19 protein-coding genes are annotated in these 21,755 nt (G+C 70.7%); 4 read left to right on the top strand and 15 right to left on the bottom strand.

The window, feature by feature from the left end; genetic code table 11:
• Positions 1 to 73 precede the first annotated feature (73 nt).
• On the bottom strand, positions 74 to 574 hold the full coding sequence (locus AC068Z_RS27625; RefSeq protein WP_478561085.1) for a tetratricopeptide repeat protein: 501 nt from the start codon (positions 572 to 574) through the stop codon (positions 74 to 76).
• Positions 575 to 675: 101 nt separating this feature from the next.
• Between AC068Z_RS27625 and AC068Z_RS27620 the strand changes: the two genes are divergently transcribed.
• Positions 676 to 1,122: a hypothetical protein gene (locus tag AC068Z_RS27620; protein ID WP_478561082.1), complete on the top strand. Its 447-nt coding sequence runs from the start codon at positions 676 to 678 to the stop codon at positions 1,120 to 1,122.
• Positions 1,123 to 1,184: 62 nt separating this feature from the next.
• On the opposite strand, the gene AC068Z_RS27615 is transcribed toward AC068Z_RS27620, so the two are convergent.
• From AC068Z_RS27615 to AC068Z_RS27580, 8 genes are all read right to left on the bottom strand, one after another.
• On the bottom strand, positions 1,185 to 2,744 hold the full coding sequence (locus AC068Z_RS27615; protein WP_478561079.1) for a DUF1996 domain-containing protein: 1,560 nt from the start codon (positions 2,742 to 2,744) through the stop codon (positions 1,185 to 1,187).
• A gap of 137 nt (positions 2,745 to 2,881) precedes the next feature.
• Complete coding sequence (locus AC068Z_RS27610) at positions 2,882 to 3,538, bottom strand: LuxR C-terminal-related transcriptional regulator (RefSeq protein ID WP_478561076.1); 657 nt, start codon at positions 3,536 to 3,538, stop codon at positions 2,882 to 2,884.
• A complete protein-coding gene (locus AC068Z_RS27605) occupies positions 3,523 to 4,803 on the bottom strand; it encodes a sensor histidine kinase (protein ID WP_478561073.1) in 1,281 nt (426 codons plus the stop codon). Before AC068Z_RS27605 ends, AC068Z_RS27610 begins: the two co-directional genes overlap by 16 nt.
• A gap of 52 nt (positions 4,804 to 4,855) precedes the next feature.
• Positions 4,856 to 5,875: an SDR family oxidoreductase gene (locus AC068Z_RS27600; protein WP_478561070.1), complete on the bottom strand. Its 1,020-nt coding sequence runs from the start codon at positions 5,873 to 5,875 to the stop codon at positions 4,856 to 4,858.
• Positions 5,876 to 5,956: 81 nt separating this feature from the next.
• Positions 5,957 to 7,786 carry a DEAD/DEAH box helicase gene (locus AC068Z_RS27595; protein ID WP_478561067.1) on the bottom strand — a complete coding sequence of 610 codons (1,830 nt, stop codon included), beginning with the start codon at positions 7,784 to 7,786 and terminating at the stop codon, positions 5,957 to 5,959.
• A 68-nt stretch (positions 7,787 to 7,854) separates the two neighbouring features.
• Entirely contained in the window at positions 7,855 to 8,886 is a 1,032-nt protein-coding gene (glnII, locus tag AC068Z_RS27590; protein WP_478561064.1) for a glutamine synthetase, read from the bottom strand.
• 259 nt (positions 8,887 to 9,145) lie between these two features.
• On the bottom strand, positions 9,146 to 9,820 hold the full coding sequence (locus AC068Z_RS27585) for an RlpA-like double-psi beta-barrel domain-containing protein (RefSeq protein ID WP_478561061.1): 675 nt from the start codon (positions 9,818 to 9,820) through the stop codon (positions 9,146 to 9,148).
• A 541-nt stretch (positions 9,821 to 10,361) separates the two neighbouring features.
• Complete coding sequence (locus tag AC068Z_RS27580; protein WP_478561058.1) at positions 10,362 to 10,724, bottom strand: arsenate reductase family protein; 363 nt, start codon at positions 10,722 to 10,724, stop codon at positions 10,362 to 10,364.
• Positions 10,725 to 10,957: 233 nt separating this feature from the next.
• Between AC068Z_RS27580 and AC068Z_RS27575 the strand changes: the two genes are divergently transcribed.
• On the top strand, positions 10,958 to 11,272 hold the full coding sequence (locus tag AC068Z_RS27575) for a hypothetical protein (protein ID WP_478561055.1): 315 nt from the start codon (positions 10,958 to 10,960) through the stop codon (positions 11,270 to 11,272).
• A gap of 115 nt (positions 11,273 to 11,387) precedes the next feature.
• On the opposite strand, the gene AC068Z_RS27570 is transcribed toward AC068Z_RS27575, so the two are convergent.
• Positions 11,388 to 12,578 (bottom strand): winged helix DNA-binding domain-containing protein, encoded by a 1,191-nt coding sequence (locus tag AC068Z_RS27570; RefSeq protein WP_478561052.1) that lies wholly within the window; start codon positions 12,576 to 12,578, stop codon positions 11,388 to 11,390.
• A 669-nt stretch (positions 12,579 to 13,247) separates the two neighbouring features.
• Here AC068Z_RS27570 and AC068Z_RS27565 point away from each other — a divergent pair.
• Complete coding sequence (locus tag AC068Z_RS27565; protein ID WP_478561049.1) at positions 13,248 to 14,588, top strand: DUF2252 domain-containing protein; 1,341 nt, start codon at positions 13,248 to 13,250, stop codon at positions 14,586 to 14,588.
• Positions 14,589 to 14,630: 42 nt separating this feature from the next.
• On the opposite strand, the gene AC068Z_RS27560 is transcribed toward AC068Z_RS27565, so the two are convergent.
• Complete coding sequence (locus AC068Z_RS27560; protein WP_478561046.1) at positions 14,631 to 15,134, bottom strand: DUF1269 domain-containing protein; 504 nt, start codon at positions 15,132 to 15,134, stop codon at positions 14,631 to 14,633.
• 207 nt (positions 15,135 to 15,341) lie between these two features.
• Between AC068Z_RS27560 and AC068Z_RS27555 the strand changes: the two genes are divergently transcribed.
• On the top strand, positions 15,342 to 15,617 hold the full coding sequence (locus AC068Z_RS27555; RefSeq protein WP_478561043.1) for a hypothetical protein: 276 nt from the start codon (positions 15,342 to 15,344) through the stop codon (positions 15,615 to 15,617).
• A 34-nt stretch (positions 15,618 to 15,651) separates the two neighbouring features.
• On the opposite strand, the gene pspAB is transcribed toward AC068Z_RS27555, so the two are convergent.
• The 4 genes from pspAB to AC068Z_RS27535 form a co-directional block, all read right to left on the bottom strand.
• Entirely contained in the window at positions 15,652 to 16,233 is a 582-nt protein-coding gene (gene pspAB / locus AC068Z_RS27550; RefSeq protein WP_478561040.1) for a PspA-associated protein PspAB, read from the bottom strand.
• A gap of 2 nt (positions 16,234 to 16,235) precedes the next feature.
• Complete coding sequence (htpX, locus tag AC068Z_RS27545) at positions 16,236 to 17,153, bottom strand: zinc metalloprotease HtpX (RefSeq protein ID WP_478561037.1); 918 nt, start codon at positions 17,151 to 17,153, stop codon at positions 16,236 to 16,238.
• A gap of 62 nt (positions 17,154 to 17,215) precedes the next feature.
• Positions 17,216 to 20,110 (bottom strand): substrate-binding domain-containing protein, encoded by a 2,895-nt coding sequence (locus AC068Z_RS27540; protein ID WP_478561034.1) that lies wholly within the window; start codon positions 20,108 to 20,110, stop codon positions 17,216 to 17,218.
• A 129-nt stretch (positions 20,111 to 20,239) separates the two neighbouring features.
• On the bottom strand, positions 20,240 to 20,500 hold the full coding sequence (locus tag AC068Z_RS27535; protein WP_478561031.1) for an SCO2583/SCO2584 N-terminal domain-containing protein: 261 nt from the start codon (positions 20,498 to 20,500) through the stop codon (positions 20,240 to 20,242).
• Positions 20,501 to 21,755 lie beyond the last annotated feature (1,255 nt).

Genomic DNA, 21,755 nt, shown 5'->3' with positions numbered 1-21,755 from the left:
CGAGCGAACCGTTGGTTGGTCACCGCCACCCGGGTGACCCACACCCGGACTCGACTCACGTCCCGGGCTCGACTCACGTCCCGGGCTCGATAAGGTCCCGCGCGTAGTTCGCCATCGACCGCTGATAGCGCGGCAGATGGGGCGCCAGCGCGCCCAGCACCAGGGAGAGGCCCTCCCGGTCCCGGCCGAGGCTGGACAGACACAGCGCCAGGGTGGCCCGTACCGCGTCGTCCAACTCGTCCGAGGGCGCGTCCAGTTCCGGCGTCAGCAGCTTGACGCCCTCCTCCGCCCGCCCGGTGTTCCGCAGCGAGCTGGACATCTGGATCTTCGCCCGGCGGCCCTTGTACCCGGACAGACCCCGCTCCAGGGCCTCCCGGTACAGCGGCACCGCCTTGTCGGAGTGGCCCGTGGAGTCCCAGGCGCAGGCCTGTTCGAAGGGGCCGAGCGGGCTGCCGTCCGGGAGTTCGGCGACGAGGGCGTCGATCACGGCCCGGAAGTCGGCGGCCTCCTCCTCGGCGTAGTCGTCGAAGCTCGCCCAGGCGGCGCTCACGCGGTCTTCCCAGTCTTGGTCCACGGGCGTCACTCTCGCACGCGCGCGTGCACGGGAGCATCGGTATTTTGAGCGCTCAGCGCGCGGGAGCCGTATCCATCGGGAGGCCCCTGTAGGAGGAACAGATGAAGGTGACCCGACCGGTGCTCGCGGTGATCGCGGCGCTCGTGCTCGCGGGGTGTGGTTCCGGAGGCTCCGACGAGGGGCAGGACGTGCCCGAGACGGCGTCCGGCAGCCTGGAGCAGCTCGCCGCCGAGGTCAGTTGCGCGCCGGACATCCAGATCGACGCCGACGACATCCGCCAGGCCATCTGCAAGGACAGCGGAGCGAAGGCCGGCGACGGCAAGTTCATCCTCGCCACCTTCGCCACCGACCGCGGCCAGCGCGAGTGGATCAACGGCGCGAAGGACTACGGCGGTCACTACCTGGTCGGCCGCAAGTGGGTGGCCGTCGGCGACGAGACCAGCACCCTGACCGCGCTGCGCGAGACCCTCGGCGGGGACCTCGAGGAGGGCACGGACCACACGGCCCACACCGGCGGGCATTCCGAGGAGCACTCCTCGGACCACTGAGCACGTGAGCACGCGCGAAGGCCGGCGGTGAGAGGTTCTCACCGCCGGCCTTCCTCATGGCGTCACTGGCAGCGCTGGCCGTTGTTGATGCAGTTGACCATCTTGTTCATCAGCCTCGTGGAGAAGAAGTTGATGAAGTCGTTGTGGTCGGTGATCGGCTTGTGCAGGTTCTCCGGGAAACTGTCCACCGCGTACGGGTTCACGACCTGACCGTTCTCGATGGTCGGGGCGGGAACGTCGTAGACCAGCCGGACCTGGAGCTGCGGGATCGCCTTGAAGCCGTTGGCGCAGGTGCCGTCGGCCTGGACGAACGCCACGTGGGTACGGTGGTTGGCGCTGTCGATGTTCTGGCCGTCCCAGCAGCTCTGGAAGTTGGTCGTGCGGACCACGTCACTGCCCTGGGGGCAGATCGGGTACTTGTCCTCGAGCTGGACCTTGTTCTCGAAGCCGGTGCAGCTCCAGTTGACGTTCGCGTTGGCGTTGCCGTTGACGAAGGCCTTGGCGTCACCGGTGATGATCCGCAGCGCCTGCGGCATCGCGACGACCTTGCCCCGCTTGTTGCCGACGAACTTCAGCTGGGCCTGGACGGGTTCGAGGATCTTGCCCACGTTGCCCTCGGTGCCACCGCCGGCGTTGTTCTGGTCGAAGTCCTGCGTACCGTCCTGCAGACGCAGCACCGGCCAGAAGTACGACGACCGGTCGCCCTGGTTCTGGCAGGTGGTCTGCGCCCCGGCCAGCTCCTGGTCGCTCGCGAACGCGTCGTTGTTCTGGTTGCCGACGTAGTCGTGCAGGTGGTGGGCGCCGTTGCTGACACCCGGGGCCACGATCACGTTGTCGGTGTTGTGGTTGTCGTTGCTGTTGGTGCCGCACTTCGTGGTGAAGGTGCCCCGCGAGCCGGACCGGCCGTTGGCCCGCAGACCGTTGGCGCCGACGCCGGGCTGGGCGTTCGCCTGGACCTGCGTGATGTCGACGAAGTCGTCCGCGGTCGGGCCGTTGCCGCCCTGGCCGTTGCCCTGGTCCTGACCGTCACCCTGGTCCTGGCCGTCACCCTGGTCCTGACCATCGCCTTGGTCCTGGCCGGCACCCTGGTCCTGGCCGTCGCCGTTCTGGTCCTGGCCCTGGCCGGCCTCGCCGTCGTTGGTCTGCGGCTGCTCGGCGGGTGTGCCGGTGCACCCGGACAGGTTGTCCAGGTCCTCGGAAGCACTGCCACCGACGCGGTTGATCTCCAGCTGGATCCGGTCGATGATCGCCTTCCGCCGGTCCTTGAGCGGCTGGAGGATGGCGTTCTGGACGTAGCTCGCGTCTCCCGCCTGGGCGGCGCGTGTGGTCGCGAGCCGCTGGTAGGCCTCGGTGATCTGCTGGTCCAGGGTGGCCAGTTCCCCGTCGACCTCACCACGGGCCTGGTCCGGCACGCTGGTCAGCTGCTGGCCGACGTCGGGACAGTCGATCGTGGCGATCTGCGCCGCGGCCGACCTCGTCCGGTTCTGATCCGTGCCCGATTCATGCGCGGATGCGTAGAAGTTCGCCCAGATCAGCCCGCCCCCACCGAGCGCTAGGGCCGCCGATGCGGCTATGGCCTTGGTGGCCAGCGGCGTACGGCGTTTTCGTGTGTTGCGTCCCATGGAACTCCTCTGACTTCCTTGCGGGGCAGCGAGGCGCCCGACAGGAGTGAAGCGGCTCCGTTCCATACGGACGAAGTCCCAGAGGTGTTCAGCAGTCTCAGAAATTTCACGGCAACTACCCTTCGGGGCTTGCCATTTCAGCGCCCTTGGTCCAGATAGGCGAGAACCGCCAGGACGCGGCGATTGTCGTCGTCCGAGACCTCCAGGTCCAGTTTGGCGAAGATGTTGGAGGTGTGCTTGGCGATGGCCCGTTCTGTGACGACGAGCTGGGCGGCGATGGCCGCGTTGGACCGGCCCTGCGCCATCAGCTCCAGCACCTCCCGCTCCCGCGGGGTCAGCCGGTCCAGCGGTTGCCGGTCCTCGGCCGCCCGCCGGGTCAGTAGCTGCTGGATCACCTGCGGGTCCATCGCGGTGCCGCCGGCCGCCACCCGCCGTACGGCGTCCACGAACTGCTCCGCGTCGAACACCCGGTCCTTGAGCAGATACCCCACTCCGCCGACCCCGTCGGCGAGCAGCTCCCGCGCGTACAGCTGCTCCACGTGCTGCGAGAGCACCAGCACCGGAAGGCCGGGTCTCGCCCGGCGGGCCCGCAGCGCGCACTGCAGACCCTCGTCGGTGTGCGTGGGCGGCAGCCGTACGTCCACCACGGCGACGTCCGGCTCCAGTTCGGCCAGCGCGCTGTCGAGCTCGGGGCCGCTCTCGACGGCGGCGGCGATCTCGAAGTCGTAGGCCTGAAGGAGCCGGACGAGTCCGTCCCGCAGCAGGAACAGGTCTTCGGCTAGGACAACGCGCAAGGGATCTCCATGGTGACCATGGTGGGACCGCCCGCGGGGCTGCTGACGGCCAGGACGCCGTCGAATGTACCCAGTCGGCGTTCCACCCCGGCCAGCCCGGACCCGGCGCCGATCACCGCGCCGCCCTGGCCGTTGTCGGTGACCGTGACGCGCAGCATGCCGTCCCGGTGGTGCAGGTCGACCCAGATCCGGTCGGCGCCGGAGTGCTTCACGGCGTTGGTGAGGACCTCGCTGACGGCGAAGTACGCGGCCGACTCCACCGGTGCCTCGGCCCGCCCGGACAGCTCCACGGTCACCTCGGTGGCCGTCGGCAGCCGCAGCGCGAGCGCCCGTACGCCGTCACCGAGTCCGCGTTCGGCGAGGACCGGCGGATGGATCCCGCGCACCAGGTCGCGCAGTTCGGCGAGGGCGTCGACGGAGGACTTGCGGGCCTGCGCAATGAGCTGCTTCGCCTGCTCGGGGTCCTTCTCGATCAGCAGCTCGATCGTGCTGAGGTCCATGCCCATCGCGACCAGCCGGGCCTGCGCCCCGTCGTGCAGATCCCGCTCGATGCGCCTCAGTTCGGCCGCCGAGGTGTCCACGGCGTCCCGCCGGGTCTCGGTCAGCACCCTTACACGCTCGGCGAGTTCGGCCGCGCTGGGGGTGAGGATCGCCCTGGTGAGCCGGAAGTGGAGCTGGAAGGCGCTCACGGCGTAACGGTGGGCGAGGACGAGCAGGACGGCGCCGAGCGCGGCGGCGCCGAACGCGGAGGTCTGGTCGCTGACCGGCACGAAGCCGTACCAGTACGGCCCGTACTCGCCGTACGGCCCGCCCGTCATGACCCGCCACAGCCCGGCCGCCAGCGCGAACCCCTCCAGCGGGTACAGCACCAGCACCGCGGGCAGCAGCGCGGTGACGAACCCGGCCGTCATGTCCACCGGCAGCCACCGCAGGTCCCGCCAGGTCGCCGGGTCGCGGAGCAGCGCGAAGGTACGGGTCCAGGGGTTCGCGCCCTTCGGTATCGGCCGGTACGCCGACGGGATCCTCACCCCGCCCCACTGGGCCGCCAGCACCCGCCGCCAGTCCGCGAACGCCCGAACCGTACTGATCATCAAGGGCGTTGTGAGGAGCCCGATTCCGATCGGGATCAGCGCGATCGACACCAGGGTGAGCGTGAAACAGAGCACCGCCCCCGGCAGCAGCACCAGTGAGAGTCCCAGTCCGCGCACTGCCGCGGTCACCATGCCCCGGGCCCGGCTGCCGCTCTTCGTCTCTGTCGTCGTCATGCCGTAAGTCTGGACGAGCCGGGTGACCGGGTCACGGGGCCGAGGACCCCGCTCAGGGGGTGGTGCCAGGTACACCCCCCGCCGAGGCCAGCACCTTCGCCTCCACCTCGGGGTCCAGTCCCTTCGCGGTCCGGTCCACGCGCTGCGGCGCGGTGCCGCCGAGGTCCTGGAGCCAGGCCCAGGTGTCGGCGACCGTCTCCTCGACGGGCCGGCAGCGCAGGCCCGTCCCGACCGCCTTCGACACATCGGCGCTGTGCAGCGCGTCGTGCATGTCGCTGCCCGGCGGAACCCAGACCGGCAGCTGCACCCAGGGTTCGATGCCGGCGTCGAGGATCACCTGCGGTTCGGTCCAGCGCAGTTCGGCCGTACCGCCGGTGACCGCCGCGCAGGCGTCCAGCAGCGTGCCCATGGTGGCGTGCCCGGAGGGCGAGATGAGGTTGTACGGCCCGCTGAGCCCTTGTTCGGCGGCGCCGAGTATCCAGTCGGCGAGGTCGCGGCCGTCGACGTACTGGAGGGGCATGTCCCGCGGTCCGGGGGCCAGTACCGGGCCGCCGCGGGCCATCCGGTTCAGCCACCAGGGCAGCCGGCCCACGTTCTCGTACGGCCCGATGATCAGCCCCGCCCGCACCAGCGCCGAACGCTCCGCGCCGAAGGCGTCGAGGACGGCCAGTTCGGCGCCGCGCTTGTCCTGCGGGTACTCGGTGTGCTCGGCGTCGGGCGACGCTCCGGGCACCACGGTGGCGTCCTCGGCGTATCCGGCGGGCGGGGCCCACTCGTACACCGAGCAGCTCGACACGTAGACGTACCGCCCGACCCTGTCCCGCAGCAGCCGCGCCGCGTCGCGCACCGCGCGAGGTGCCCCGGACCAGGTGTCGACGACGACGTCCCACTCGCCCTCGGCCAGCGCCGCGAGCCCGTCCTCGGCCAGGCGGTCACCGTGCAACACCCGCGCCCCGTCCGGTGCTTCGTGCCGCCCCCGGTGGAAGACGGTCACCTCCCACCCGCGCCCGACGGCCGCCTCCACGACGGCCCGCCCCACGAACTCCGTACCGCCCAGCATCAGAAGTCTCATACCGGTGACTCTGCCCGGCCGGGACGGGTGAGGGAACAGCACTCTGCCGTCAGCAGATCAAACGGGGGGTCGCGACATTCCTCAGTCGGTCACGTCCGCCGTGGCCAGCAGCGCCCGTACGGCGTCCCGGACCGTGCAGTCGAGGTGGCGGCCCTCGCCGACCCCGAGGCCGGAGGCGACCCGGCACGGCGACTCGGCCGCCCGCCGCAGCGCAGGCACGGCGAACCGGGGGACGAGACCGATCTCCGTGAGCGCCTTCACGGCGTCGAGCTCCCGCGGGTGGAACCGCTCGGCCGAGGCGAGGACGAGGGCGATGAGCTCGACGGTGTCCTCGGTCCGGCCGGTGATGCGCCACACGGCCAGCGCGGCCTCGGCCCGGTAGGACGCCACCCGACCGGGGGCGAGGAACGGCTCGATGAGCGGCAGCAGGGGCGCGGCCGCGGGGCCGAGCTTCCCGGCGCGGCCCGCGGGCCACGACGACTCGCCCCGCTCCAGCTCCCGTCGCAGCACGGTCAGGGCCAACTCCGTTTCCCCGCTCACCCGGTGATGGGCCACGGCGGCACGCAGCCGCAGGTCGGGGTGGTCGACCCCGGTCGCCTCCCGCAGCGCCCGCTCGGCCGTCTCCCCACCGGCCGGACCGAGCCGCCCGAGCACGGACACGGCGTTCCAGGCGTACCCGCCCTCAAGTCGCGGCACCAGGGCGGCCAGTTCGTCGACGATCTCCGCCGCCACCTCCGGGTACCTCTTCAACAGCCCTATGAGGTACGGCGAGATGTGCTCGGGCCGCCGCGCCACACTCCGCGCGACCGCCCGGGCCACGGGCAGCGCGTCGGCCCCGAAGGAATCGGCCGCGGCCACGGCCGCCCGGAACACGTTGTACGGCCCGGGCGCCGCTCCGGAGTCCTCCTCGATCAGGCGTACGGCCTCCTCGACGGCCTCCGGTGCCCGCGCGTGGGCCAGCGCGGTGACCGCCGCCGCCCGCATGAGCGGGTCGCCGCTGAGGTAGGGCCGTGCGAGCTCCCGTACGCGCGCGTGCAGCTCCGGTGGCAGCTCGCGGACCAGTTGGGCCAGATCCTGCAGCTCCCAGGAATCCAACTCGGGCGGCAGCCACGGCAGGACGTCCGCCTCGCGGTCCCGCCAGCGCCCGACGATCTCGAAGGCCAGCGGTACGCCCTGACGCAGGGCCCGGACGGCGGCGTCGGGGTCGTCGAGGAGCCGGTCGGTGAAGGGGGCGTAGGGGACGGGCCAGTAGCCGCCGTACCGCTCGTGCGGGTCCTCGGCGTACGCCCGCGCGCCGGCGTCCACCAGGTCAGCGGGGAGCGGCAGTTCGGCCGTACGGAGAAGGTCCTCGGCCGCCGCGATCCGCACCCGGGGCTCGAGGTCGGCGAGCAGGGCGTGCCGCCAGCCGCCGTCGCCGGCGTCCAGCAGCGCCAGCGCTGTCACGACCTTGCCGCGCACCTCCGGGTCGGGTTCCTCGGCGAGCCGGGCCCGCAGCAGGGGGAGCAGCGGGAGCGCGTACTCCTGGCCGCACGCGGCGATGAGGAGCAGGACGGCGTCCCGTACCCGCGCGTCGGTGTCGTGCGCGAGGTGCGACAGGGGCGGCAGCTCGACGGCCACGGCCCGTCGCGCGGCAGCGCGCAGTTCGGCCCGTCCGTCGCCGTCCGCGATGCCGCCGAGCAGCCACAGCAGGTCGGTGCGGTGGCCGGGGCCCTCCAGGGCGAGGTGGGCCAGTTCCGGTACGGCGTGGACCGAGGCCGGGTAGACGGTCCCCTGGTGGCACAGCGAGGAGACCAGCTCCTGCATCGCCTGCTCGCGCACCTCCGCGTCCTCGGACGCCATGGCCCGCAGCAGCCCGGGCACGTCTTCGGCGGAGCCGTAGGCGTGCTCCAGATTCCCCCAGTCGATCTCCATGGCAGCGCACGATACGCAGAAGGGGCGCCCGCCTGGTCGGCGGGCGCCCCTTACCGGGAGGCTGCGGATCAGACCTGGCCGGCCTTCTCCAGGGCGGAGCAGCAGGTGTCCACCAGCAGGCGGGTCACCACGTACGGGTCGACGTTGGCGTTCGGACGGCGGTCCTCGATGTAGCCCTTGCCGTCCTTCTCGACCTGCCACGGGATACGCACCGAGGCGCCGCGGTTCGAGACGCCGTAGGAGTACTTGTCCCACGGGGCGGTCTCGTGCAGACCGGTCAGGCGGTCGTCGATGCCGGCGCCGTAGTGCTTGACGTGGTCCAGCGGCTTGGAGCCCTCGCCGAGGGACTCGCAGGCGGTGATGATCGCGTCGTAGCCCTCGCGCATCGCCTTGGTGGAGAAGTTGGTGTGCGCGCCGGCGCCGTTCCAGTCGCCCTTGACCGGCTTGGGGTCGAGGGTGGCGGCGATGCCGAAGTCCTCGGCGGTGCGGTAGAGCAGCCAGCGGGCCACCCACAGCTGGTCGGAGACCTCCAGCGGGGCCAGCGGGCCGACCTGGAACTCCCACTGTCCGGGCATGACCTCGGCGTTGATGCCGGAGATGCCGAGACCGGCCTTCAGGCAGTTGTCGAGGTGGGCCTCGACGACGTCACGGCCGAAGATCTCGTCGGCGCCGACACCGCAGTAGTAGCCGCCCTGCGGGGCCGGGAAGCCGCCCTTGGGGAAGCCGAGCGGGTAGCCGTCCTTGAAGAACGTGTACTCCTGCTCGATGCCGAAGATCGGCTCCTGGGCGGCGAAGGTCGCCTCGACCTCGGCCAGCGCGGCACGCGTGTTCGTGGCGTGCGGGGTGAGGTCGATGTTCAGGACCTCGCAGAGCACGAGGATGTCGTCGCCGCCGCGGATCGGGTCCGGGCAGGTGTAGACCGGCTTGAGCACGCAGTCCGAGGCGTGGCCCTCGGCCTGGTTGGTGGAGGATCCGTCGAAGCCCCAGATCGGCAGCGCGTCGCGACCGGCGGGGGAGCCCGCGATGATCTTGGTCTTGGAGCGGAGCTTGGCCGTCGGCTCGGTGCCGTCGATCCAGATGTACTCAGCCTTGAAGGTCACGGGACACATCCTTCGGGGTGGGTCTCTAGGCGCACTGCGGGTGCTGCGGCGCTGCGGCACTGGGGCGCCGCGCTTGATGCCCGCGAGCCTGTCAACAGGCGATTTCCCGGTCATTGCTCGAATGTGAACCCCGTGTTACCTGGGGGTGGTGTGGCGCGACTCACGGTGTGAGGGGGCGGGTCCGCATATACGCGGGCCCTGCCGCTCCTGGTCGGGAGCGGCAGGGCCGGACACGTGATGCGGCTCGGCGGTCCGAGACTCACCCCACCTTCTCGATCACTGCCCGGCGGATCAGGAACTTGCCGGGCTCACGGACCTGTTCGAAGGCCGCGTTGTTCAGCAGGACACAGGAGCCGGACACCGAGGTGACCTCCACCGTCGTGGACTTGTTGTTGTCCAGGTTGGTGACCTTCAGCTTGGTGCCGGCCGGGAACTGGTTGCTGGACGCGGCCGGGGCGCCGCCCTCACCCGAGAGGGTGACGGTGGAGCCGTTGCAGACCTGCTCCCCGGCGCCGGCCTGGTCCGCCGGCTGCGAGGGCTGAGCGGGCTGGGCCGGCTGCGAGGGCTGCGCCGACTGCTGGCCCTGGGCGGGCGGCGCGGCGGGCTGTGCCGCCTGGGAGCCCTGAGCCGACTCCCCGACGACGCACCCGGACGCCTCCTGCTGGACCTTGATCTGCGCGATGACCGCCTCGCGGTTGGCGATGCGGGCCTGCGACTGGGCGTCCGGGTTCGCCTTCTGGCCCTCGATGAACCGCTCGTTGTTGCCGAGCGCGGTGGCGAGGCCCTGGCAGACACTCGACTCCGCGGCCGACTTCGGCGACTGCGCGGCGTTCGAGGTGGCCGCCATGGCGAAGGCACCACCGCCCGCGACGGTCGCCGCGCTGACGAGCAGCGCGACCTTCTTCTTCGTACTGAGTGTTCTCCTGCGTGACATACGCGCCTCCTGGGAGGTGGGGAGCTGTACGCCGCTATGTACGAGATACCGAACGAAGTTACTCAGCGGTTACAGGAGTCACCGAAGTGACGTGCATCACAAGGGAGTTGGGGTGGAGCCGGGGCTCGGCAGCCTTCCGGAGCCGGGGGCCGTTCACCTCTCGGAGCCGTCGCCCCACTGCCCGTTGGCGAACACGACGGACCGCACGGTCATCAACCGCTCGAAGACTCCGGACGACCCCGGCGGCACGGTCGGCAGTCCCGCCGGGGTGGGGGCGGCTCCGGGGTGGTGCTCGCGGACGACTCCGAGGCCGCCGCGGTGTCCTCTCCGCCACGGCCCAGGAGCAGCAGGGAACCGGCGAAGACGGCTACGGCCAGGACGCTGCCCGTCACGGCGGCCGCCCAAGCGGCCTGCGGGTCCGGCGGGGCGGGTGGGCCGTACGGCGTTCGATGATCTTGGAAGGTCATGGCGGCGGAGGGTAATAGCGCGCGGAGGTTGTGCTCACCCCGAGCGACGAAGTCTCAACAACCGTAGGGGTACGTCACTTTCGGGACAGCGCGTCCCGTACGGCGTCCTCGGTGCGGGCCACGACCGCGGTGCCGTCCTCCGCGGTGATGATCGGGCGCTGGATGAGCTTGGGGTGCTCGGCGAGGGCCGTGATCCACCGCTCCCGGGAGTCCTCGTCCCGCGCCCAGTCCTTCAGCCCCAGTCCCTTGGCCGCGGCCTCCTGGGTGCGGGTGATGTCCCACGGTTCGAGGCCGAGCCGCTCGAGTACGGCGCGGATCTCGTCCTCGGTCGGTACGTCCTCCAGGTAGCGGCGGACGGTGTAGTCGGCGCCCTCGGCGTCGAGCAGGGTCAGGGCGCTGCGGCACTTGGAACAGGCGGGGTTGATCCAGATCTCCATGCGCACCACGGTAATCGGTGGGTCCGGGGATCGGCTCTGTTCGATTTCTTCCGTCCTCAGGAACCCCACCCGAAGCTGCCGTGACAGACCGACAATTACCCTGCTCACCAGGGAGTTTGATGGATTTGGCGGACTGCTGAATGTCAGTGGTGGGCAGTACACTGGTAGCAGTGTTCGAGGGTGTCGCCGGAGTGTCCGGACGACGGCGCCCCGACCGCGACAGGAGGATGCCCGTGCCCGCTGCCGCACTGAAGCCGAAGCCGTTGCCGACCCAGTCCACCGCGAAGCGCCCTGTCCTGCTGGACCTGCCGTACGCGCCGCTGGAGAAGCGCCCGCTGCCCCCGGGCCGCCCGCGTGACTGGTACATCACCCACAACCGCCGCCTCAAGGCCCTGCGCCTCGCCATAGCCCTGCTCGACTCGGGCGTCTACATGCCCAACCAGGCCCGCAACGAGACGATCCGCGACACGGCGGAACAGATCGGCGTACACCCGCCGTCGGACACGACGTGCCACATGGTCCGAGCGCTGATGCGCTACTCGAGGTGACGTGTAGCTGCGGCTCGGTAGTACCCGCCTAGCTGCGGGCCGTCGTGCCGCGGGGCGGCACGGGTGGGCGCGGCGGCACCCGGCAAGCGCCGGACCGCGTGTCCCACCCCCCGCCTCACCCCGCCAGCTCCCGCTCCAGCGGCGTCCGGAATCGCGGTGTCACCCGCGTCGCGCCCACCCACGCTCGCAACCGCTCGGCCTCCGCCGAGATCGCCGCCATCCCTTCCCGCCCCACCCCGGAGGACTCCAGCACCCGGAACACCACCTCCCCGTCCGCCCGCCGGGCCCACCCCCCGACCACCCGTCCGTCCCACCACACCGTCGGCCCCACGTTGCCGCTCCGGTCGAACAGCGCTCCCCGCAGCTCCGGCGCCAGATACCAGTCCCGCCCCTGCCACCCCATCGCCGTAGGATCCAGCGCCGGCAGCAGCGCCGCCCACGGAGGCCCAGGCTCAGGCCCCGGTCCCGAGTCGCCCGCGACGACGTATCCCGTCGTGCCCTCGTCCAGCGAGACCGCCTCCGCCCCGATCGAGGCCAGCGCCCGCCGTACCTCCGTCACCCGCCACCCCGTCCACCACTTCAGGTCCGCCTCCGTCGCCGGCCCGCACACCGCCAGCCACCGGCGCAGCAACTCGGCCTGCGCCTCGCCGGGATCCAGCTCGGGATGCTCGGGAGCCGGCGCCCACCGGAACTGACTCGACGTCCAGGAGCCGAGCGGCCGCCCCCGCACCACCTTCCCCTCGACCCCCAGCACCCGCAGCAGCCGGGACGAGACGGAGTGCACCCCCTCGTAGCTCTTCCCGGCCGCGTACACGAACTGCTCCCGCAACCGCGGTTCGTCGAAGGCGAGTTCGGCCGCCGTCGCCTGCCCGCGACGCGCGAGGGCCGCGAGCGTCGAGGCCTCCACCTCCCGCAGCCACTTCGCGTCCGGCGCCCCCGCCTTCGCCATGTCGTTGACCAGCGCGGCGCGTTCCCGGGCGGCGACCGTGAGTCCCGTCGAGGCGTGCACCACCGCCGTGAGGTTCGTCGGGAACACGAACACGGTGTGCCGCATGCCGTGCATCCGCACCAGCGATCGGTCCTCGTACAGGGCCCGCTCCGTGTCCCCGACCGTCTTCGTCGCTTCCGCCAGCCGCGCCCCCACGGCGAGGAACACCGACGCCGGATCGGTGCCGTGCAGCGCCACCAGCGCACGGGCGACCTCCTCGGGACTCCCGGCCCGAGCCTCCCCGGCCAGCCGATGCCGCACCGCGAGCCGGGCCCGCCGCTCGGCCGCCCCGATGTACCGCCCGCCGCCGTCACCCACGCCTGACCTCCATGCCCGCTCCGCAGCCTGACCTCGTGCCTGCCCTCATACCTGATCCCAGCCCGATCCGCCGCGCGACCCTCACGCCCGCCCCCCAGCCGGAGGCCAAGCCCGTCCCGCTGCGCGACCTCACGTCTGACCCCATGCCAGACCCGCTGCCTGCCCTCTTGCAGCCCCGCTGCCCGCCCTCAACCCGGAGGCCAGGCCCGTCCCGCTGCCTGACCTCGTGCCTGATCCCAAGCCCGTCCCCGCTGCCCGGCCTCATGCCTGATCCCAAGCCCGTCCCGCTGCGCGACCTCACGTCTGACCCCATGCCAGACCCGCTGCCTGCCCTCTTGCAGCCCCGCTGCCCGCCCCCAAGCCGGAGGCCAGGCCGTCCCGCGGCCCGCCCCCCAGCCGGAGGCCAATCCCGTCCCCCTGCCCGACCTCAAGCCCGACCCGCTCCCTGACCCCACGTCCGCCCCCCGCCACCCGACCTCCGCCCATCACCGCCGTATCCACATCTTCGCGGACACCACTGACAATCCGGTCCGTCACCCGTTCGCCGTACCGCAACATGCGGCCGCCCCACCTCCGTCCTTCACTGCGATCAGGAGGTGGCCGACAGCGTGGTCCGGGAGGCCCGATGGAGTCGTTCCGCACAGGCCGGGTCGCGGCCCGGCGCCGCCCATGAGCACCCCCGAGGACCGCGCCCGCCGCGGCAAGGACGCCCGCAAGCGCGTACCGCGCTCCGCCCACGCCCGCTGGCTGCCCTCCGTCGACCGGCCCGACCCCGTCGCCGTGCTGGAGCGCCAGGGCCGCGACCGGCTCTCCGAGTTGCTGCCGATCCGCTACGGGCGGATGGCCGCCTCGCCGTTCGCCTTCCTGCGCGGGGCCGCCGCCGTGCTCGCCGCCGATCTCGCCGCGGTCCCGCACACCGGCCTGACCGTGCAGCTGTGCGGCGACGCGCACCTGCTCAACTTCGGTCTGTACGCGTCCCCGGAGCGCGCCCTACTCTTCGACCTCAACGACTTCGACGAGACCTTCCCCGGCCCCTTCGAGTGGGACGTCAAACGGCTGGCGGCCAGCCTCGCCGTCGCCGCCCGCGAGAACGGCCACGGCGAGTCCGACGTCCGCCGCTGCGCACTCGCCGCCACGCGCGCGTACCGCACGCAGATGCGCCGCCTGGCGGGACTCGGCGAACTCGCCGTCTGGTACGAGCGCATCGACGCCGACAGCCTGCTGCCCTTCGCCCGTACCGGCCGCGGCAGGCGCAAGGTCGAGTCCACCCTCACCCGCGCCCGCCGCCGCACCAGCCTGCACGCCCTCGGCAAGCTCACCGAGGTCGTCGACGGCCGGCGCCGCATCATCCACGACCCACCACTCCTCGAACCGGCCGGCGCCCCCGACACGGCCGCCTTGCGCAAGATCTTCAGCGACTACCGGTCCACCCTCTCCGAGGAGCGCCGACTGCTGCTCGACCGCTACCGCTTCGTCGACGCGGCCCGCAAGGTCGTCGGCGTCGGCAGTGTCGGCACCCGCTGCTTCATCGTGCTGCTCACCGGCCGCGACGCCGACGACCCGCTGTTCCTCCAGATCAAGGAGGCACGCAGATCCGTACTGGAGGAGCACCTGCCGACCGGGCCGTACGTCCATCCCGGACGCCGTATCGTCACCGGGCAGCGGCTGATGCAGGCGGCCGGGGACATCTTCCTCGGCTGGATGACCGGGCCGCAGGGCCGCGCCTACTACTGGCGCCAACTGCGCGACATGAAGGGCTCCGCCGACGTCGCCGGCATGAGCCCGGCCGAACTGCGCCGGTACGCCGAACTCTGCGGCACCGCGCTGGCCCGCGCGCACGCCCGCTCCGGCGACCGGATCGCCGTGGCCGCCTACCTCGGCGGCTCCGACACCTTCGACCGCTCCGTCGCCGACTTCGCCCTCGCCTACGCCGACCAGACCGCCACCGACCACGCGGCTCTGTGCGCGGCGGTGGCGGCCGGTGTGCTCAGGGCCGATCCGGACACGTAGGCGCCCAAAGCAGGGCCGGACGCGGCGCCGGAAGCGGGATGCTCACTCCGACGGCGTCTTCGTGGCCGCCGCGATCGCCTCCCGCAGGTGGTCCTCGTCCGCCTTGCTGAGCGAGGTCTGCACCAGCTCGCCGCCGTACGGCGTCAGTTGCGGGATCACCTTGTCGTTCGCGGCCTTCTTCACCAGCACGAACAGCGCCCCCGCGCCCGGGCGCAGATTCTGGCTGAGGTTCTTCATGAAGTCGTCGTTGATGCCCGTGTCCGTCAGCGCGCCCCCGGCCGCGCCGGCCGCCGCGCCCACCGCCGCGCCGAGCAGCGGGGCCAGGAAGAGCAGCCCGATCACCCCGCCCCACAGGGCGCCGCCCGCCGCGCCGGTCGTCGTGTGGTTCACGGCCTGGTGCAGCTTGACCTTCCCGTCCTGGTGGCGCTCGACGACCACCGCGTCCTCCAGCTCCACCAGGTGCTGCTTGGACAGTTCGAACAGCTTCTCGCGCACCTGGTTCGCCGTGGCGACGTCGTTGTAGGCGATGACGAAGAGATCGCTCATCCTGGGGCACCCCTTAAGTCCCGTATTGCGCCGTTTGCGCACTGGATCCGACTCTAGGTCGATGGAAAAGGGGATGCACGCCGAGTGACGGGCTTCCTAGGCTGGACCTACTCTCGACGCACCGACGGTCGGACGCCCCGCCCCCAGCGCCCCGTCGGCCGGCACCTTCGCCCACATCGACATCACCCACGCCCACGGAGGCCCGTCATGGGCACCATCGTCCTTTCCGGGACCGTCGTCCTGGTCGTCATGGGGTTCGGAAACCCCCTCTACTGGCTCGCCGCCGTCGCCGTGCTCTTCCTGTACGTCCAGTACGGGCGGAACGCGTCGACGACCCCTCGGTCGGGCGGCTCCGGCGCGATGCCGTCGGACTACCGCTCCTACCGCGACCGCCGAGACACGCAGGCCAAGTGGGAGCGCCGCTACCGCCGCGAACGCCCCATGGAGGCCCGCCGTCAGGAGCGCGGCCGTAACGGCAGGTAAGGCCAACAGGTAGGGGCCAACATGCGGGGCCGGGTCACAGCCCGGGGGCACCCCATACCGGGAACCAGCGGCCGAGGTCCTCCTCCAGCCGCAGATCGTCACCCAGCGCTGCCTTCACCCTGAGTTCGAGCGCGTTGTCGCGCCGCTGCGCCTCTCCGGGCAGCGGCGCGAAGGGGTAGAAGGTGCCGCGCTTGTAGAGGTAGACGAGGGCCAGGGTCCGGTCCGCCTTCCCGAACCCCGCGAGGGAGCAGAGCAACTGCGGTCCGAAGCCGTTCGCCTCCAGCGCGCTGTTGACCGCGTGCAGGTCGTTGACCAGCTGCGGGAGCTGGTCGGGGGTGCGCTCGGAGACCAGCCAGGAGTAACCGTAGGTGTCCCGCGTCAGCCCCACCGGCGGTCCGTCGCGCTCGGCGTCCGCGTCCAGCAGGGCCTGCACCTCTCGGTGCGTCTGCTCGAAGGCGGCGCCCTCCACGGTCGCGAAGCACACCGCCCCGCTCCCGGTCGGCACGAACCCGGTGGCGGCCTCCAGGGTCACGGCCGCCGAGGGCAGCCCGAAGAGCCGGTCCAGATCGGGCGCGACGGCTCTCGTACGGCCGAGCAGAATGTCCAGCAGTCCCATGCTCACGCCCCTCCGGGAGCCGCAGCCTCACCCAACTCGGTGGAGATCCGACCGAGTTGGTCGAGCCGCTGCTCCAGGCTCGGGTGGGTCGAGAAGAGCCGCGCGAAGCCCGGCTCGCGGCCCAGTGCCGGGGTGAAGTAGAACGCGTTGAAGGCCTGTGCCGTGCGCAGGTCCTTGCTCGGGATCCGGGCGATGTCGCCGGTGACCTTGGTCAGCGCGGACGCCAGCGCCGAGGGCCGCCCGGTGAGCAGCGCCGCCGCCCGGTCCGCCGCCAGCTCCCGGTACCGGGACAGGGCCCGGATCAGCAGGAAGCTGATCGCGTACACGGCCGCCGACACCCCCATCACAGCGGCGAAGACGACCGCGGTGTTCTGATCCCGCCGCCCCCCGCCGAACAGCTGGCTGTAGAACGCGAACCGCACGATCAGCCCCGCGATCACCCCGAGGAACGAGGCGACCGTGATCACGGCGACGTCCCGGTGCGCCACGTGCGACAGCTCGTGCGCCAGCACACCCTCCAGTTCGTCCGGCTCCAGCCGACGCAACAGTCCCGTAGTCACACACACCACGGCATGATCGGGATTGCGCCCGGTGGCGAACGCGTTGGGCATGTCCATCTCGGACACGGCGACGACAGGCTTCGGCATGTCGGCCAGCGCGCTCAGCCGGTCGACCACCCCGTGGAGCTCGGGATACTCCTCCCGCTCCACGACCCGCCCGCGCATCGCGAACAGCGCGACCCGGTCGGAGAACCAGTACTGCGCCCCGAGGAACCCCGCGGCGACCACCACGACCAGCAACCAGGACTTCAGCAGCACGATCAGCGCGCCCACGAAGACCACGTACAGCAGCCCCAGCAGGAACAGCGTGACGCCCATCCGGGCGGTCAGCCCCCGATCGCTCACAAAGCGACTCCGCATCTGCATCACCCCGCGCAGTCAGGCACTCGTCCCACTGCCAGTGTGCACCTGCCCGAAGGCGCTCAGAAGTTGGAGATCACGCTGGTGATCACCTGCTCGATCGTCTCGGCCTGCCGGGCGTCGTACATCTGCCCGCTCCCGGCGTCCGCGATCTCCTGGAGGACGGTCCGGCCCTTCTGGTCCAGATCGTCGGCCTCGCTGCCGTAGGCGATGGTGAAGATCCGCACCTGAGGCCTGGAGGTGTCCCGGATGTGCTCCAGCAGCGTCTCCTTCGACAGGCTGCGGTGGTCCTCGTTGCGCCCGTCGGTGAGCAGGACGATCGCGTTGATCGCCTTCGGGTCGTACTCCTCGCGCATCGCGGCCGTGGCGGCGTCGAGGGTGTCGTAGAGACCGGTCGCGCCCTCCGCCTCCAGGGCCCTGAAGTTCTCGGCCAGCATCTTCTGCCGCGTGCCGCCGGTCAGCCTCCCCTGGTAGGGACCGATCGGCACGAGTTCCCGGTAGTCCTTATCGCCGCCCAGGTCCTCGGCGTCGGAGAACTTCCACAGCCCGACCCGGTCCGACGCGGTGAACTCGCTGAACAACTCGGCCTCCGCCTGCTTCAGCCGCGCCAGCTTGGACTCCCCCGTGCCGGATATCTTGTCGTTCATCGACCCCGAGGTGTCGATCACAAGGAGCACGTTGGTGGGCCGGCGCAGCGCGGGCCAGATGTCCAGGAGGTGCTTGAGGACGTCCTCCCGGGGCGTGGACAGGGGATCGAGCCTGGTCTCGGGCAGGGTTCCGCTCTTCTCGTCGAGCAGGGGGGACTTGTCGCGGACCTTTCCGTCGTGGGTGCGGAAACCGTAGGGAGCGAACACCTCGTCGAAGATTCCGGGGCTCTGCACATAGGCGAGGAAGTCCTCGGCCACCTGCCGCTTCGCCGGGCTCATGCTGTTCAGCTCGATGTAGGGGTGATCGGAGTAGAGGATCCCGTCCGTCGGATAGAAGGAGACCAGGGGCGTGTCCGGCGGGGAGGTCTGCTCGCAGCCCTTGTCCTTGCTGAGCGCACCGCACGGATGCCCGGCGTTGTAGGCCGCCACGGTGCTCTCCTCCAGCGTGACGGCGGAGATGTACGACATGGCCTTCTGCTTGCTGGTCTCGTCCGCCCGGCGGAGATTGGCGAGGAAGGTCAGTGTGGTCTCGCCGTAGTGGACCGCGGACTGCTCGATGCTCTCGACGAACGCGCGGTTCCCGGGGTCGTCCAGACGCGCCTCGGTCAGCTCGCCGCTGGTGCCGGTGGCGGCGTAGAAGGCGCCGATCGTCGCGTTGAGCCCGGAGGTGGAGTAGCCGGGATTGGTCTTGCCGAGCTTGAAGTCGCCCCACTTCGGCTGGTCGCGCTCGCTCCAGAAGCCCTTGGCGTTCCTCGACCAGTCGGCCAGCTCGCCCCAGGTGAACTCGTTCTCCGGCCACTCCAGCACCTCGGCCATCGGCTTCGGCATCGCGACGGTGAGCGGGCTCTTCACGATCGAACTCGCCTGCTCGGGAAACAGGTCCCGGGCCTCGCCCTTGGCGTCGGCCCGGGCCATCGCGAGCCAGGAGGACCCGGCCGGAGCCCAGACGTCGGGCCGGTTGCCGTCGTCCTCGTCCCAGCCCCGGGTGAGGGCGCGCATGGCCTCGCCCGAGTTCTTGTCCTCGACCCGGACCTCCACGCATCTTCCGTCGGCGGTCCGGCGGCCGTATTTCTCCGCCGCGTTGCGCATCGGCTCCGACTTGTCGACCGAGGCGGCTATGTACAGCACGGTGTTCGCCTGCGTGCACGACGGCAGTGTGGCGGAGGCGGAGAGCGGTGTGGCGTCCCCGGTGCCCGGGCGGCCGTTCCCGCACGACTGGAGGGCGATGACGGCGAGCGCGGTGCCGGCGGCGACCGAGGAAACCGTCCAGACCACCCGCCGCCGACCTGCCTTCGAGGCGCCTGACCGACCCGCCTTCGGGACACCCGACCGACCCGCCCACGCGGCGCCGACTGGCCTCCTCCGCGGCGGTGGAGCCGGCCGCGACGCCCCCTCGGCCACGGACCCGGGCCCGGACCCCCCGGACCCGGACCCGGACCCGGGCTCGAACCCCGCCCCAGTCCCGGCCCCAGCCCCGGCCACGGCCCCCGCCCCGGCAGGCGGCCTCCCCTCCCTCGCCGGCAGGCGCAGGGACAGGGTGGGCAGCGTGCGGGGGGACCGGGCGAGCGGCTCGACGTCGAGGGCGCGGAGAACGCCGACCGCGACCTCGGCCGCGTTGAGCGCGGCGTGCTCCTGGGTGTTCGCGGCCTCCAAGGCCTTCTTCTCGCCGTCCGCCAGATCGCTGATGCCCCGGACGAGGAGCCACTGGAGCCCTTTGGAGGCATGGCTCTGGGTGGCCTTCGCGAAGCCGGCGCCCTCCGTCTCGATGGCCGCGGTGTCCTCGTAGAAGGTCCGGATGATCCGGTGCTCGGGGGCGGCCGGCGAGTCGATCACCGTGTCGCCGGAGGCGATCGGCTTGAAGTGGATCGTGTAGGTGCTCAGCGGGCCGAGCCCGCGGGCCACCCGCTCGGCGGTGCCGATGATCTCGGCCGGAGGCTCCCAGCTTCGGGGGCGGGCCTGGAACCCCTCCGCGGACTGCTTGCCCCGCTGGTACTCGTAGACGGTCTCGGCGACGACGACATCCCGGGGGGCGGCGTCCTTCCGGCCCGCGGCGATACCGACGAACAACGCGACCTCGGGCCTCACCTCGGTGAGCAGGCGGCTCACCGAGGTGGCGGTGGCGGTGTTGCCGGTGCCGGTCCTGACGAGGTGGACCCGCCAGGGCACCAGGCCGATCAGCTCGTGAACGACGTGATCGGCCTGGTCGGCCACCCGTTTCGCGCCGGCGTGCGTGAGATGCGCTTCGACCTTGTCGTACTCCACGGGAATCGCCGTGAAGATGATCGCTGTGCGCGGACGGGCTGCTGCCACACCTGACCAACCGATCTTGACGCGGACTCCGATGACGGATCACCCAAAGGGCTCAACGACATCATGCAGCCCAACACCCCTGGCAGGCACGGGTATTGACAAGAGCGCTCTCCGGTCCGGCGGCGTTTTCTAGTACGGTCCCCGGAGGTTCACGTACCCGAGCAGCACGATGATCGCGGCAACGCTGCCGAGCACCACGGCGGTGGACATCCACGACCGGCGCCTGCTGTGCCGCACCGGGTCGGGATCGCCCCGGAAGGGCACGGGCCCGGGCGGGTTCTCCTTCCAGCGCGCGGCCAGCATCCGGGCCCGCGCGGACGGCTCCTTGTGGTCGGCGGCATCCGCCCACTTGATGTCGAACTCCCGCTCACCGTCGCCCTGTTCGGACATCCCCGTAACCCTTCTCGAACAGCAGTACCCCCACGATACGACGACGCCCCCGCCCTGAGAAACAGGAACGGGGGCGCCGGCGAACGGCTCAGGCGTCGATCACACGTCGAAGAAGTGACGTTCTGGCTCGACTACCTCGGTGGACTACAGGCACTGCCTTCCTGACCAGCAAAGGCGCTCTTGTTGTCTGTCGTCGTTGGTCGTTGTGGGTCACCTTGGGACGGCCCATAGACGGCCCCGGCTTCGATGCCTTGACGAACCCTGCGCGTGCGCCAGCTCGAGGACGCCAAGGGCAAAGCCGGCAGATTCACAGTTGACCCTGCATCGCCTCCGCGACCTGGTGAATCGATGGGACCTGCCCTCCGCGGGGGAACAGCTGGGGGACCGTGACGTTCCACCAGCACTCGCGGGTGGCCCGCGCTACTGCACGTACTGTCCAACCGTGCCAATGACCGCCACCAACAGACCTGCCGCGGCCAGTGCAACTTGCCACCTCTCAGGCCAACTCCACCGTTTACGCCGTTTCTGCTCGTTTAGATCTCCCACCGAGCGCCCTTCCTGTACTCCGTCATTACTCGCGAGCCCCGCCAAGGACAGCCACCTCCCCTGCGCATCGACGTATTCGGTAAATATCTACTCAGTGGGCTCTAAATCTCCGACATCATCGGCCACCCGGCATGGAGAAATCTCGCTAAGTACAGCCTTCGTAAGTCCGTTCAATAGGTCCCCATTTACAGCTCCACCGAAGGTCTCCACCAACACCCCCCATATAGCTCTTTCGATTTTTCCCGACACATCCCCGGAAGGCCGAGATACGGACTGCTTCCAAGACTCGGGGGCCTCGCCCCAGAATCTACGAACCCCTGTTTTGCGCGACATCTCTGCGCATTGACGCATATACATCTCTATCTCGGCATTTGAAACCCCGTGGCGCTCACACACGCTGTAAATCTCACCTATGCCGAGCTCAACATACTGCCTCACCTCGGCTGGCAAAGCGCGGAACTCGCCCAGATGCCCTTTTCGACCGCGCCTATCCCGTTCAGCTCGCTGCCATGCCTCATCCCAGGCGTTGACCAGATCTTCTTTCTCCCCACACGATCGGGTGAGTTCCACAACCGATAGGCGACTGAAGTTTTGACGGCCACTCAACGCGTCACTGGTTGCGTCCAGGGAAGTGGTGTACGGGTTCGACCTGATCCGGGGGTTTGCTCCGGCATCGGGATGGTGCCCGCATAGATGAACGGCCACCGGC

The organism is Streptomyces sp. NPDC043726 (assembly GCF_056436565.1).
The sequence above is the reverse complement of the archived record's forward strand: the minus strand, read 5'-3'. Positions and strand labels throughout refer to the sequence as shown.

What these genes read in the sequence shown, in the direction of transcription:
- AC068Z_RS27620 (WP_478561082.1), top strand. Translation starts at nt 676, where the DNA reads ATGAAGGTGACCCGACCGGTGCTCGCGGTGATCGCGGCGCTCGTGCTC.
- AC068Z_RS27615 (WP_478561079.1), bottom strand. Translation starts at nt 2,744, where the DNA reads ATGGGACGCAACACACGAAAACGCCGTACGCCGCTGGCCACCAAGGCC.
- AC068Z_RS27605 (WP_478561073.1), bottom strand. Translation starts at nt 4,803, where the DNA reads ATGACGACGACAGAGACGAAGAGCGGCAGCCGGGCCCGGGGCATGGTG.
- AC068Z_RS27600 (WP_478561070.1), bottom strand. Translation starts at nt 5,875, where the DNA reads ATGAGACTTCTGATGCTGGGCGGTACGGAGTTCGTGGGGCGGGCCGTC.
- AC068Z_RS27595 (WP_478561067.1), bottom strand. Translation starts at nt 7,786, where the DNA reads ATGGAGATCGACTGGGGGAATCTGGAGCACGCCTACGGCTCCGCCGAA.
- AC068Z_RS27585 (WP_478561061.1), bottom strand. Translation starts at nt 9,820, where the DNA reads ATGTCACGCAGGAGAACACTCAGTACGAAGAAGAAGGTCGCGCTGCTC.
- AC068Z_RS27580 (WP_478561058.1), bottom strand. Translation starts at nt 10,724, where the DNA reads ATGGAGATCTGGATCAACCCCGCCTGTTCCAAGTGCCGCAGCGCCCTG.
- AC068Z_RS27565 (WP_478561049.1), top strand. Translation starts at nt 13,248, where the DNA reads ATGAGCACCCCCGAGGACCGCGCCCGCCGCGGCAAGGACGCCCGCAAG.
- AC068Z_RS27560 (WP_478561046.1), bottom strand. Translation starts at nt 15,134, where the DNA reads ATGAGCGATCTCTTCGTCATCGCCTACAACGACGTCGCCACGGCGAAC.
- AC068Z_RS27555 (WP_478561043.1), top strand. Translation starts at nt 15,342, where the DNA reads ATGGGCACCATCGTCCTTTCCGGGACCGTCGTCCTGGTCGTCATGGGG.
- pspAB (WP_478561040.1), bottom strand. Translation starts at nt 16,233, where the DNA reads ATGGGACTGCTGGACATTCTGCTCGGCCGTACGAGAGCCGTCGCGCCC.
- htpX (WP_478561037.1), bottom strand. Translation starts at nt 17,153, where the DNA reads ATGCGGAGTCGCTTTGTGAGCGATCGGGGGCTGACCGCCCGGATGGGC.
- AC068Z_RS27535 (WP_478561031.1), bottom strand. Translation starts at nt 20,500, where the DNA reads ATGTCCGAACAGGGCGACGGTGAGCGGGAGTTCGACATCAAGTGGGCG.